Source organism: Pseudomonas sp. GM50, assembly GCF_000282375.1.
In the GTDB taxonomy this organism is placed as follows: domain Bacteria; phylum Pseudomonadota; class Gammaproteobacteria; order Pseudomonadales; family Pseudomonadaceae; genus Aquipseudomonas.
This window is the reverse complement of sequence record NZ_AKJK01000144.1, coordinates 1-12,279: the sequence shown is the minus strand read 5'-3', so window position 1 is coordinate 12,279 and position 12,279 is coordinate 1. Positions and strand designations below refer to the sequence as shown.

Genomic DNA, 12,279 nt, shown 5'->3' with positions numbered 1-12,279 from the left:
CAAATGCAAACAATTATCAAATGGCCGCTCACCCACGGGGCGATTGCCGGATGCCGAGGATACTTGGCTTGTCATCTCGATGCCCGGGAAACCCTTTAAAGGAAGCTGTTTATGCGCCTGAGTACCCGCGTTGCTGCGCTCTGTGTCGGACTGCTCGTCAGCCACCAGGCTTTGGCAACCGAGTTGCCACAACGTTGGGTCAGTGCTGGTGGTGCCTTGTCGGAATGGGTCAGCGCACTGGGCGGTGAGTCGAAACTGGTGGGTGTCGATACCACCAGTCAGCATCCCGATTCGTTGAAGGCACTGCCGAGCATCGGCTATCAACGGCAACTCTCGGCAGAAGGCATCCTGAGTCTGCGCCCGCAGATTCTGGTGGGCACCGAAGAAATGGGCCCGCCACCGGTACTTTCACAGATTCGCAGCGCGGGCGTTCAGGTCGAACTGTTCTCGACCCAGCCAGATTTGCCCACATTGCAGGGTAACTTGCAGCATTTGGGCAAATTGCTGGGGGCTGAAGATCGGGCTTCGCAAGTGTTTTTGACTTATCAACAGCAACTCGATCAGCAACAAGCGCGGGTCAGTCAGGCGCAACTCAAACATAAAGCACCGGGCGTATTGCTGCTGTTGGGCCACGCGGGCGGCAAACCCTTGATTGCCGGTAAAGACACCGCCGCCGATTGGTTGCTGCAACAGGCCGGTGGCCACAATCTGGCAACCCATACTGGCTACAAACCGTTTTCCGTAGAGTCCCTGGCCAGTCTCAATCCCGAAGTGCTGGTGTTTGCCGACCGTGCGCTGACGGGCGATGCGGCGCGGGCGGCGCTGTTCAAGGAGAATCCGATCCTCTCGTCCACCCGCGCGGCCAAGGACGGGCGAGTCATGGAGCTGGACCCGACGTTGTTGGTGGGGGGGCTGGGGCCACGGTTGCCGGAAAGTCTGATCAGGCTGTCTGACGAGTTCTATCCCGGTACGACCGGCCAATGACTTTTCTGGTTAAACCCCGTGCGCTATTCATTGGCCTGAGCCTGTTGTGTTTGCTGGCGATCTGGTTGTCTTTGGCGCTGGGGCCGGTGAGTTTGCCGTTGTTCGATACCTTGCGTGCGGCGTTGCGGCTGATCGGTGTACCGATCGCTCCCGATGGGCTGGAGCAGGCCGAGCTGATCCTTGGGCAGATTCGCTTGCCACGAACCTTGCTGGGCTTGGCAGTGGGGGGCGTACTGGCGCTGTCCGGCGTGGCGATGCAGGGCCTGTTTCGCAATCCGCTGGCCGATCCGGGATTGGTGGGGGTCTCCAGTGGCGCGGCATTGGGCGCTGCGATCGCGATTGTCGGCGGTTCGGTGTTCGGCGGTCTGCCTGAATCCTTCGGGCCTTATCTGTTGTCGGTGTGCGCGTTTCTCGGTGGGCTGGGTGTAACGGCGCTGGTCTATCGACTGGGGCGGAGCAATGGCCAGACCAACGTCGCCACCATGCTGCTGGCCGGTATTGCATTGACTGCCCTGGCCGGCTCGGCGGTAGGGTTGTTCACCTATCTGGCGGATGACGCGACCCTGCGCACCTTGACGTTCTGGAACCTGGGCAGCCTTAACGGCGCCAGTTATTCGCGACTTTGGCCGTTGCTACTGGTGAGCATCGGTGTGGCGCTGTGGTTGCCGCGTCGGGCCAAGGCCTTGAATGCATTGTTGCTCGGGGAGTCGGAGGCCGGACACCTGGGCATCGATGTCGAAAGGCTTAAGCGCGAACTGGTGTTCTGCACGGCACTGGGCGTCGGCGCGGCGGTAGCGGCAGCGGGGATGATCGGGTTTGTCGGCCTGGTGGTGCCGCATCTGGTGCGGTTGCTGGCCGGCCCCGATCATCGGGTGCTGTTGCCGGCGTCGGTATTGGCGGGCGCCAGTCTCTTATTGTTTGCTGATCTGGTTGCGCGACTGGCCCTGGCGCCGGCCGAGTTGCCGATCGGGATCGTCACGGCCTTCATCGGCGCACCGTTCTTTCTGTATCTACTGCTCAGAGGGCGTGCCTGATGTTACGAACGCAGAACCTGCAAATCCGCCGCGGTCGAAAGATTGTTCTCACCGACATCACCCTTGAGCTTAAACCGGGCGAAGTCCTCGGCGTGCTGGGCCCCAACGGGGCTGGCAAAAGCACATTGCTCGGTGCCCTCTGCGGCGAATTGCCTGCGGACCACGGCAGTGTCTGGCTCGATGAGCGCGAGCTGAGTCATTGGGCCGGGGCGCAGCGAGCCCAGCGTTTGGCGGTGTTGCCGCAGGTGTCGACCCTGGATTTTGCCTTTCGCGTCGAAGAAGTGGTCGGCATGGGCCGTTTGCCTTATCAAAGCGGCCGGGTCCGGGATGACGAAATCGTCGCCGCCGCGCTGCACGCGGCTGATGCGCGGCACCTGAGTGGACGCAGCTATCTGGCGTTGTCTGGCGGTGAGCGTCAGAGGGTGCATCTGGCGCGGGTGTTGGCGCAGCTCTGGCCGGGGGAGGCGGGGCAAACATTGTTGCTCGATGAGCCGACATCGATGCTCGACCCGCTGCATCAACACACCACGCTGCAAGCGGTGCGCGAATTCGCCGATCGTGGCGCTGCGGTGCTGGTGATCCTGCATGATCTGAACCTGGCGGCACGCTATTGTGATCGTCTGTTACTGCTCGAAGGTGGGCGTCCCGTGGCGCTGGATACGCCGGAGCAGGTGCTGCGCCCGGAACCGCTCAAGGCTGTGTTCGGGTTGGAAGTACTGGTGCAGCCGCACCCGGAGCGTGGGCATCCGCTGATCATCGCCCGCTGAGCATTTCATCGAGGTGAGAACATGCGTGTGATGGTGATCCTGGCTGTGCTGTTACTGAGTGCCTGCCAGCATGTGCCGGTGCCACCACCGGTCAGCGGCGAGATCCGGGACTTGCGCAGCGGTCAAACACTGACAGCACAGGAACTGCTTGCACGGTTAGCCCAGCCTTCACGGTTGATCGTCGGCGAGCAGCATGACAATCGTGATCACCATCAACTGCAATTGTGGTTATTACAGGCGCTGGGTGAGCGGCGGCCCCAAGGCAGTCTACTGCTGGAAATGCTCACGCCGGATCAACAAATGCGAGTCGATCACGTTAAGCACTCTTCACCGCTACCCGCTGACTTGCCCAATGCATTGGCCTGGCAACCGGGTTGGGAGTGGAGTCTGTACGGGCCGATCGTTGGTTTTGCCCTGACTCAGCCGTACCCGTTGCTGGCGGCCAATCTGGATACGCTTGAAATCCGTACTGTCTATGCCAAACCGCCGACATTGAGCGGTTCGCGTTCCAACGCCCCGATGGTCAAAGAGACGTTGCTGGCACAAATCAGCGATTCCCATTGTGGCTTGCTGCCCACATCGCAAATGCCCGCGATGCTGGCCGTCCAGCAGCAGCGTGATAGGCGGATGGCCGAGCGATTACTGGCCGCACCAACGCCTTCACTGCTGTTTGCCGGCGCGTACCACGCGCGTAAGGATGTGGGGGTGCCGATCCATGTGCTGGATCTGGATGAGCCCGAAGCGCCGATGGTATTGATGCTGGCGGAGCAGGGCGCTGAGGTCACTCCGGCCATGGCCGATTACGTCTGGTATACGCCCGCCACGCCACCGCAGGATTACTGCGCGCAAATGCGTAAACAGTTCGGCAAGCAGTCAGGGCAGTAAAACCTGTCGAGTTTTCCACAGGCAAAAAAAGACCCGGCAAGAGCCGGGTCAAATAACCGTGATTAGCCTGATGAGGAGATAATCTGAGAGTCCGAACCAAGGGCTTTTCAGAATATCGACCAGTCTCGCGACCAGTTGTGATAATCATAGCGATTCTCATTACCAAGTCAACCGCTGATTTTCAATTTCTGTGGATCTCACCAGTTCCCTTGGTGAAGGCCCTGCAATCATTGGTCTTCAGGCTGTGTGCGTAAGCGTAATTACCCGTTCAAATCTTGTGGCGTGACGAGATAGCGTCCAGCTGTTTGTTCAGGGCTTCCTTGCGTTCGGCGGGAATGTCGTTCCAGTGAACATCCATCAGTGCGCCTTCGATCGCATACAACAACACCTTGGAAGCCCGAAAACCGCGCGTGCGCACGGCCCGATAAGCATCCACAGCTCCCAGCCGACGCAAGTCCGAGGCACTGTGGATGCCCACGGCGTGCAGCCATTGCGCCGACGTCTTGCCAAGATTTTTCAGGTGTTGCAGTTCATCATTCATCAAGCCTCCTTGCGACAGCCGAACGGTGCGTGGGCGAGCCTCTCAGCAGTGTAGCCATCAGTAGGAAAAGCGTGATTGTTTGGTCGGTTTCGACGCAAAAGCTTCTAAGAAACAGGCTCAAGAAGGGGCGTGAAAATGCTGCGAGTGCAGTCGGAAGAAGGGCGGAGGATTGAGTTTCAGGGTAGAAAAAAAGTACAGAGTCCAGCGCAAAGCAGGGGCGCCGGACCTGGTAGAACGTCGCTTTTAGCGGGTGCGATAACGCAGTCGCGTACCGAAATTCATCGACATCAGAATCTCATCGGCACTCAGCTCTGGCGGGAAGTAGGCGCCGGAGATCTGCGCGTGGGCCAGGCTCGCACCTTCCAGGGAAGCGTTGCGAAAGTCGATGCCGCGCAAGTCGGCAGAGCGGAAATAGGCATCGGTGAAGTCGACGCCGTCGGCGTTCAGTTCACGCAGATCGAGACCACGGAAGTCGCCACCGACCATGTCGATAGGTCCGTCTTTCGGGCGTTCGTTGTTAAAGCCTGTGATGTCGTCTTTGTGCAGCAAGGCATAAAGCGGGGTGTCGAGAAGTTTCGGCTGGCTCATGTCACATCACCTGATGGTTTTATGGCGCCAGTATAGTGCCACTATTTGACAGCCGTGAAGCCGATGAAGGCTTCACGGTTGAAATAGTTTCTTACAGACCTGGCAGACGTTGGCGAATCTGCGCAACGACGGTATCGAGCGTGCCACTTTCATTGGTCTGGACGCGTTTGCTGCACAGGATTTCTGCAGGCGTCAGGGCCTCGCGGCTGGCTTGCTGGGCGGCGATAACGGCCAGATTAGCGTCGGACGGATCGTTATTGTCTGCCTGACGTTGCTTCAGCCAGCTCTCGATCACCGCTTGCGGTGCTTCGCAGTCGAGGATGAGGAACGGCGCACCCGTGGCTTCGGCGATTTTTGCCGCGCCGTCGCGTTGGTCGCGCTTGAGGTACGTGGCATCGACCACCACCGGGAAACCGGCACGCAGAATGACATCGGCAACTTCATGCAGGCGGCTGTAGGTGGCAGCGCTGGCGTCAGCACTATAAATGCCGGCCTGCGGGTCGTTCGGTACGGTTTGCTCGCCGAACATACGCTTGCGCTCGACGTCGGAACGCAGGCGAATGGCGCCAAGGGCTTCCACCAGGCGCATGGCCACGTGACTCTTGCCGACGGCGGAAATACCGTGGGTAATTGCCAGGAAGCGCGAAGGAATGGTGCTGTAGCTTTCCGCCAGGTTGGCGTAGTTGCGGTACTGACGCAGAGTAGTGGCGCGCTGCACCGGATCGGCCTCGGCGGGCATGCTGAACAGGCTGACCTTGGCGCGAACCAGTGCGCGGTAGGCTTTATAGAAGTTCAGTAGCTCCAGGCCCTGATAGTCGCCGGTCAGCTCCAGGTATTGGCTGATGAAACGGCGGGCCAGGCTCTTGAGGCCACGGTCTTCCAGGTCCATGGCCAGGAAGCCGGTGTCGGCGTAAACGTCAGTGAAGCGGAACGGTTCGTTGAACTCGATGCAGTCGAAGATCACCACGTTGCCGTCGATCACGGTAGCGTTGCCCAAGTGAATGTCACCGTGGCATTCACGAATGAAACCGTCGGCCTTGCGCTGGGCGAACAGTGGCTTGAGGCGTTCGAAGCTGCTTTCGGCCCAGGCTTGCAATGCATCGAGTTGCAGCAGGTCGGCCTTATCGCTGAGGAACGGGCGGATCTGTTCGAAGTTCTGCCGTACCGGTGCCATCACGCTGTCCGGCGTGCCGGCTTCGTGTTCGGCAGGCACTTTCGGCGCACTGAGGTGGAATTGGGCGATCTGCGCGGCCATCTCGTCGATGTGCGTGGTGGTCAATTCGCCGTTGGCTTGCAAGGTGCTGAGCAATTGGCTTTGTGGGAACTGACGCATTTTCAGGGCGTAATCGACAACCGGGCCCTCGCCACCCAGTTGTGGCGCCTCGGCGCTGCCAGTAATCGGTAACACTTCAAGATACAAATCATGGGTCAGGCGTTGGTTCAGGCGCAGCTCTTCAGCGCAGAAATGCTCGCGCGCCTGGAGGCTGGTGAAATCGAGGAAACCGAAATTCACTGGCTTCTTCACTTTATAAGCATAGGGGCCGGTGAGCAGCACCCAGGAAATATGGGTCTCGATGACCTGGAACCCTTCTACGGGATGCGGGTAGAGGGCCGGGTTTTGCAGGGCAGCGATCAGGGACTGGCTCACAGGCGATCCTTCAGAGTCTGGGGAAATTTCAAGGCCGCCATTATGGCCGCAAGTCCGCCCGACGCAAACCTCGGCGGGCTTCTGTTGAGTATGAATAAAGTGCGTATAATCCGCCGCCATGACTCGAACTCGATCCCCCCGCACCCCAAAAAAACCACCTTCCAGAGGCATGCGCCCCTGGCTGGGCTGGGCCCTTAAACTCAGCCTGGTCGGCCTTGTGGTGCTTGCCGGGTTCGCGGTTTACCTCGACGCAGTGGTCCAGGAGAAGTTCTCCGGCAAGCGCTGGACCATTCCGGCCAAGGTGTACGCGCGCCCGCTTGAACTGTTCACTGGCCAAAAGCTGAGCAAGGAAGACTTCCTCACCGAGCTCGATGCCTTGGGCTACCGACGCGAAGCCGTCAGCAACGGCCCCGGTGCGGCGGCGGTCAATGGCAATACCGTCGACTTGAATACCCGGGGCTTCCAGTTCTATGAAGGCATGGAGACGGCTCAGCCCGTGCGCGTGCGGTTCTCCGGCGATTATGTGGCCGAGCTCTCGGCGACCAACGGTTCGAAGCTTTCTGTGGTGCGACTGGAGCCGCTGCTGATCGGCGGGATTTACCCGAAAAACCTTGAAGACCGCATCCTGATCAAGATCGATCAGGTTCCGCCGTACCTGCTCGAAACCCTGGTTGCCGTAGAAGACCGGGATTTCTACAGCCACTGGGGCGTGTCGCCGAAGTCGATTGCCCGAGCCATCTACGTCAACACCTCGGGCGGCAAGATGACCCAGGGCGGCAGTACACTGACGCAACAGTTGGTCAAGAACTTCTACCTCACCAGCGAACGCAGCCTGACCCGTAAGCTCACCGAAGCCATGATGGCGTTGTTGCTTGAATTGCATTACGACAAGCGCGAAATTCTTGAGGCTTACCTCAATGAAGTGTTCGTCGGCCAGGATGGTCAGCGCGCGGTGCACGGTTTCGGCCTGGCCAGCCAATTCTTCTTCGGGCAGCCATTGTCCGAGCTGAAACTGCATCAAGTCGCTTTGCTGGTGGGTATGGTCAAGGGGCCATCCTATTACAACCCGCGTCGCAATCCGGAGCGGGCGCTGGAACGGCGCAATCTGGTGCTCGATGTTCTAGCGGAACAAGGCGTTGCCAGCGCCGAGCAGGTTGAGGCGGCGAAGAAAATGCCACTGGGTGTGACCACTCGCGGCAAGTTGGCCGACAGCTCGTTCCCGGGCTTCCTCGACCTGGTTAAACGTCAGTTGCGCGAAGACTACCGCGACGAAGACTTGACCGAAGAAGGTCTGCGGATCTTCACCAGTTTCGACCCGATCCTGCAGATGAAGGCCGAAGCATCGGTCAATGACACGTTCAAGCGTCTGTCCGGGCGCAAGGGTTCCGATGAGGTTGAGGCGGCCATGGTCGTGACCAACCCGGAAACCGGCGAAGTCCAGGCCATGATCGGTAGTCGTCAGGCGAGTTTTGCCGGCTTCAACCGGGCGCTGGACGCGGTACGACCGATCGGCTCGTTGATCAAACCTGCGGTTTATCTGACAGCCCTTGAGAAGCCGAGCCAGTACACGCTGACCAGTTGGCTGTCGGACGACTACTTCTCGGTCAAAGGCGCGGACGGTCAGGTCTGGAAACCGCAGAACTATGATCGCCGTTCCCACGGTACGGTGTTCCTGTATCAAGGGTTGGCGCATTCCTACAACCTGTCGACCGCGCGCCTTGGCTTGGCGGTGGGCGTACCGAATGTCTTGAAGACCCTGGCGCGCCTGGGTGTGACGCGGGAATTCCCGGCGTTCCCGTCGATGTTGCTGGGTGCCGGCGGTATGACCCCGATCGAAGTGGCGACCATGTACCAGACGCTCGCCAATGGTGGGTTCAATACGCCGATGCGCGGGATTCGCAGCGTGCTGACTGCCGAGGGCGAACCGCTCAAGCGTTATCCGTTCCAGATTCAGCAGCAATTCGATCCGGCGTCCATTTACCTGATCCAGAGCGCCATGCAACGGGTCATGCGTGAAGGTACGGGCAGTTCGGTTTACAACGTGTTACCAAAAACCCTGACCCTGGCCGGCAAGACCGGTACCAGTAACGATTCGCGGGACAGCTGGTTCGCCGGTTTCAGTCAGGATCTGCTGGCAGTGGTCTGGCTGGGGCGCGATGATAACGGCAAGACGCCGTTCACCGGTGCCACCGGTGCGTTGCAGGTCTGGACCAGTTTCATGCGCAAGGCCGATCCGCTGCCGCTGGACATGCCGCAGCCGGACAACATTGTTCAGGCCTGGGTCGATTCGCGGACCGGGCAAGGTTCTGAAGGCAGCTGCCCAGGCGCGGTGCAGATGCCGTATATTCGCGGCAGCGAACCGCCTCCCGGTGCTGCTTGCGGTGGCGAAAGCCCTGCTGAATCGGTGATGGATTGGGTCAAGGGCTGGATGAATTAAGCGAAGAGGGTTTCAAGTGAACAAGTGGTTGATTCCAGCGGTGACCGTCGTGGCTTTGCTCAGCGGCTGCTCCACCGTACAGCGTGGTTCAATTCCGGTTGTGGATGCCGGCAGCGCCGTTTCGAACAGTGAACGGATACAGGCGAATGGCGGTTACCGTCAGACGACGGTAAAACGTCCTGCACAAGCCCAGACTCAGGCGATCCCGCAAGGTGACACTGGCGTTGTCGTGATGGTACCGGGTGGTGGCGCGGTTTCCTCGGCGCCGATCAGCACTTCGCCGATTACCCCAGGCCCGATCACTCCGGGGCCGATCGATACCTCGCCGGTTCAGTCTGCACCGATCAATCAGGGCAGCTACAGCATGCCGTCGACGCCGAGCGGGATTCCTTCGAGTTCCGGCGGCCTGTCTGCCGATGAGCAACTGGACGGCCCGGTCCTGGCGTTGTTGACCACTGCCCAGCAGCAACAGGCCAGCGGCGACCTTAATGGTGCGTCTTCGAGTCTGGAACGCGCCCAACGTGTCGCGCCGCGTGAGCCGCAAGTGCTTTATCGCCTGGCCCAGGTGCGTATGGCCCAAGGCGATGCGGCACAGGCCGAGCAATTCGCTCGTCGTGGTTTGACGTTCGCCAGTGGTCGTCCGGCCCTTCAGGCCAGCCTGTGGGAATTGATCGCCCAGGCTCGTGAGAAGCAGGGTGACTCCGCCGGTGCAGCGTTGGCTCGTCAGAAGGCCAAGGTCTCGCTGTGATGGATGCACGCTTCCCGAAGATTGCCGAGCAGTTGCTGTTGATCGAGCGCGAACTGCGTGTCCAGGGCTGGTGGGACGAAGTCGCGCCGTCTGCTGACGCGCTATCCAGTGTCGAGCCATTTTCGGTGGATACGCTGGATTTCGAGCAATGGCTGCAATGGATTTTCCTGCCGCGCATGAAAGCGATCCTGGAGCAGGATCTGCCCTTGCCGAACGCGTCGGGTATTCAGGAGATGGCCGAAATGGTCTTCGCCGCCCGCAACGTCCAGGGCAAGGACCGGCAGCTTCAGGTCTTGCTCAAAGAGTTCGATCTGTTGATCACCGCCTCCCGCTGACTCCTTCTATTGGCAGTTTTTCGCAATCTGTTTCTGTGCTTCGGTGATGCGCTCCTGACGTTGTTGGTCGGTCAGGCGGCGCATCTCACCCTCGACATCCTCCCGTAGTCGCGGATTATTCTGCAGTTGAGCCAGGTTCGTTCGGGCCTGTTCGCAGAATACTTTTAGCTGGTCTTGCTGCTCGGCGACCTGCTTTTTCACTTTGTTGTCGATAGCCCGTTGATCGCCTATGACGTTGCTGCGCGGCGGCGCGCTCGGTTTGCCGACGGGCGGGGCGGGCGTCACCACGAGGGTGGGCTCCTGGCCTGGGGGTGGTTGCGCATCGAAATGAGTGACGCCCTGGGCATCGACCCATTTATAGATCTGACCCGCCATGCACAAAGGGCTCAGGCTGATCAGCAAGCCGGCGGTGAAGAAGAACGTTCGCATGCCATTTCCTTGTCATGGGTGCGCAATCGAAGCTAACACAGTTGCGGTTTAAAGGTTTTTTCTTGCGTTCTCATGCGCTTAGTTCGAATAAAGCACATTGACGGCTTGACTTGCGATGGGCGAAACAGAAGAATCCAAAGTCCGCTGTAGAGGGACTGCCAGAAGCAGACCCACTCGGTAGATCATGAGGCGCACATCCGCGCCGACCTGTTACACCCGCAACGCGTTACCTCGCGCTGGGTGGGAAAGGCCCGCAACACTTGGGACGTTCCCAATACTTGCTCAGTCAGTGCTGACGTAGTCGGCGACCACCGTCGCTCATGCTCTGCCGAGAAGTAAACCTATTAAGACCCGTCCTCATGTATGTGGACGGTATTCTGGCGTTTTAGAGGTGAACAACGTGGAGCTTTTATCTGGCGGTGAGATGCTCGTCCGCTTTTTGCGTGACGAAGGCGTCAAATATATCTACGGGTACCCGGGCGGTGCTCTTCTTCATGTCTACGATGCCCTGTTCAAAGAACCGGAAGTGACCCACATCCTGGTTCGTCACGAGCAGGCTGCGACCCATATGGCCGACGGTTATGCCCGTGCCACCGGTAAAGCCGGCGTGGTACTGGTGACTTCCGGTCCGGGCGCAACCAACGCCATCACCGGTATTGCCACGGCCTACATGGACTCCATTCCGATGGTGATCATTTCCGGCCAGGTGCCTAGCACCATGGTAGGCACCGACGCATTCCAGGAAACCGACATGATTGGTATCTCCCGGCCGATCGTGAAGCACAGCTTCATGATCAAGCATGCGTCGGAAATCCCGGAAGTCATGAAGAAGGCGTTCTACCTGGCGCAATCCGGTCGTCCTGGTCCGGTCGTTGTCGATATCCCGAAAGACATGACCAACCCGGCCGAGAAGTTCGAATACATCTTCCCGAAAAAAGCCAAGCTGCGTTCCTACAGCCCGGCCGTTCGCGGTCACTCCGGGCAAATCCGCAAGGCAGCCGAAATGCTCCTGGCGGCCAAGCGTCCTGTGCTTTATGCAGGCGGCGGGGTGATTCTCGGTGGTGGCTCCGCGCCGCTGACCGAACTGGCAAAGATGCTCAACCTGCCAGTGACCAATACCCTGATGGGCCTGGGTGCCTACCCTGGCACCGACCGTCAGTTCATTGGCATGCTCGGCATGCACGGCAGCTACACCGCCAACCTGGCGATGCACCATGCCGATGTCATCCTTGCAGTCGGCGCACGTTTCGACGATCGCGTGATCAACGGCCCGGCCAAGTTCTGTCCGAATGCCAAGATCATTCACATCGACATCGACCCGGCTTCGATCTCCAAGACCATCAAGGCAGACGTGCCTATCGTCGGTCCGGTCGAGAGTGTCCTGACCGAAATGGTCGCGATCCTCAAGGAAATCGGCGAGACCCCGAACAAGGAGTCCGTTGCCAGCTGGTGGAAGCAAGTCGATGAGTGGCGCGGTGACCGTGGCCTGTTCCCTTACGACAAGGGCGACGGCAGCGTCATCAAGCCACAGACCGTGATCGAAACCCTGTGCGAAGTGACCAAGGGCGACGCCTTTGTGACCTCCGACGTGGGTCAGCACCAAATGTTCGCCGCTCAGTACTACACGTTCAACAAGCCAAACCGCTGGATCAATTCCGGTGGCCTGGGCACCATGGGCTTCGGTTTTCCGGCGGCCATGGGCATCAAGCTGAGCTTCCCGGATGACGACGTCGCCTGCGTAACGGGCGAGGGCAGCATCCAGATGAACATTCAGGAGCTGTCGACCTGCCTGCAATACGGTTTGCCGGTGAAGATCGTCATTCTGAATAACGGTGTACTGGGTATGGTTCGCCAGTGGCAGGACATGAGTTATGGCAGCCGCC

Annotated in this window: 12 protein-coding genes; 8 read left to right on the top strand and 4 right to left on the bottom strand. The window is 59.5% G+C overall.

Going from position 1 to position 12,279, the window contains the following annotated elements; translation table 11 throughout:
- Nucleotides 1-111: 111 nt before the first annotated feature.
- From PMI30_RS00700 to PMI30_RS00715, 4 genes are read left to right on the top strand one after another with little or no spacing between them, the layout of a single operon-like run.
- Nucleotides 112-984 (top strand): heme/hemin ABC transporter substrate-binding protein, encoded by an 873-nt coding sequence (locus tag PMI30_RS00700; RefSeq protein ID WP_008015084.1) that lies wholly within the window; start codon nt 112-114, stop codon nt 982-984.
- A gap of 50 nt (nt 985-1,034) precedes the next feature.
- Complete coding sequence (locus PMI30_RS00705) at nt 1,035-2,018, top strand: FecCD family ABC transporter permease (protein ID WP_177318866.1); 984 nt, start codon at nt 1,035-1,037, stop codon at nt 2,016-2,018.
- Nucleotides 2,018-2,785 (top strand): heme ABC transporter ATP-binding protein, encoded by a 768-nt coding sequence (locus PMI30_RS00710; protein ID WP_008015081.1) that lies wholly within the window; start codon nt 2,018-2,020, stop codon nt 2,783-2,785. Before PMI30_RS00705 ends, PMI30_RS00710 begins: the two co-directional genes overlap by 1 nt.
- A 21-nt stretch (nt 2,786-2,806) precedes the next feature.
- Entirely contained in the window at nt 2,807-3,670 is an 864-nt protein-coding gene (locus PMI30_RS00715; protein WP_008015080.1) for a ChaN family lipoprotein, read from the top strand.
- 268 nt (nt 3,671-3,938) lie between these two features.
- Here the strand turns inward: PMI30_RS00715 and PMI30_RS00720 are convergent, their stop codons facing one another.
- From PMI30_RS00720 to PMI30_RS00730, 3 genes are all read right to left on the bottom strand, one after another.
- Entirely contained in the window at nt 3,939-4,211 is a 273-nt protein-coding gene (locus tag PMI30_RS00720) for a TfoX/Sxy family protein (RefSeq protein ID WP_007902045.1), read from the bottom strand.
- Nucleotides 4,212-4,454: 243 nt separating this feature from the next.
- On the bottom strand, nt 4,455-4,799 hold the full coding sequence (locus PMI30_RS00725) for a pentapeptide repeat-containing protein (RefSeq protein ID WP_008015079.1): 345 nt from the start codon (nt 4,797-4,799) through the stop codon (nt 4,455-4,457).
- Between the two features lie 91 nt (nt 4,800-4,890).
- Nucleotides 4,891-6,447 (bottom strand): bifunctional aminoglycoside phosphotransferase/ATP-binding protein, encoded by a 1,557-nt coding sequence (locus PMI30_RS00730; protein ID WP_008015078.1) that lies wholly within the window; start codon nt 6,445-6,447, stop codon nt 4,891-4,893.
- A 118-nt stretch (nt 6,448-6,565) separates the two neighbouring features.
- Here PMI30_RS00730 and mrcB point away from each other — a divergent pair, with 118 nt between their 5' ends.
- From mrcB to PMI30_RS00745, 3 genes are read left to right on the top strand one after another with little or no spacing between them, the layout of a single operon-like run.
- Nucleotides 6,566-8,884: a penicillin-binding protein 1B gene (gene mrcB / locus PMI30_RS00735; protein ID WP_032836309.1), complete on the top strand. Its 2,319-nt coding sequence runs from the start codon at nt 6,566-6,568 to the stop codon at nt 8,882-8,884.
- 16 nt (nt 8,885-8,900) lie between these two features.
- Entirely contained in the window at nt 8,901-9,632 is a 732-nt protein-coding gene (locus PMI30_RS00740; RefSeq protein ID WP_008015076.1) for a tetratricopeptide repeat protein, read from the top strand.
- Entirely contained in the window at nt 9,632-9,967 is a 336-nt protein-coding gene (locus tag PMI30_RS00745; protein ID WP_008015074.1) for a YqcC family protein, read from the top strand. Before PMI30_RS00740 ends, PMI30_RS00745 begins: the two co-directional genes overlap by 1 nt.
- 6 nt (nt 9,968-9,973) lie before the next feature.
- Here PMI30_RS00745 and PMI30_RS00750 read toward each other — a convergent pair whose 3' ends face one another.
- Nucleotides 9,974-10,396, bottom strand: coding sequence for a DUF4124 domain-containing protein (locus PMI30_RS00750; RefSeq protein ID WP_008015072.1), 423 nt, complete (start codon nt 10,394-10,396; stop codon nt 9,974-9,976).
- Between the two features lie 400 nt (nt 10,397-10,796).
- On the opposite strand from PMI30_RS00750, the gene PMI30_RS00755 reads away from it, so the two are divergent.
- The coding region (locus PMI30_RS00755) for an acetolactate synthase 3 large subunit (protein ID WP_008015070.1) at nt 10,797-12,279 on the top strand (1,483 nt) is incomplete at its 3' end.

Coding starts and splice junctions, on each gene's coding strand:
- PMI30_RS00720 (WP_007902045.1), bottom strand. CDS start 4,211: ATGAATGATGAACTGCAACACCTGAAAAATCTTGGCAAGACGTCGGCG.
- PMI30_RS00715 (WP_008015080.1), top strand. CDS start 2,807: ATGCGTGTGATGGTGATCCTGGCTGTGCTGTTACTGAGTGCCTGCCAG.
- PMI30_RS00700 (WP_008015084.1), top strand. CDS start 112: ATGCGCCTGAGTACCCGCGTTGCTGCGCTCTGTGTCGGACTGCTCGTC.
- mrcB (WP_032836309.1), top strand. CDS start 6,566: ATGACTCGAACTCGATCCCCCCGCACCCCAAAAAAACCACCTTCCAGA.
- PMI30_RS00710 (WP_008015081.1), top strand. CDS start 2,018: ATGTTACGAACGCAGAACCTGCAAATCCGCCGCGGTCGAAAGATTGTT.
- PMI30_RS00725 (WP_008015079.1), bottom strand. CDS start 4,799: ATGAGCCAGCCGAAACTTCTCGACACCCCGCTTTATGCCTTGCTGCAC.
- PMI30_RS00745 (WP_008015074.1), top strand. CDS start 9,632: ATGGATGCACGCTTCCCGAAGATTGCCGAGCAGTTGCTGTTGATCGAG.
- PMI30_RS00750 (WP_008015072.1), bottom strand. CDS start 10,396: ATGCGAACGTTCTTCTTCACCGCCGGCTTGCTGATCAGCCTGAGCCCT.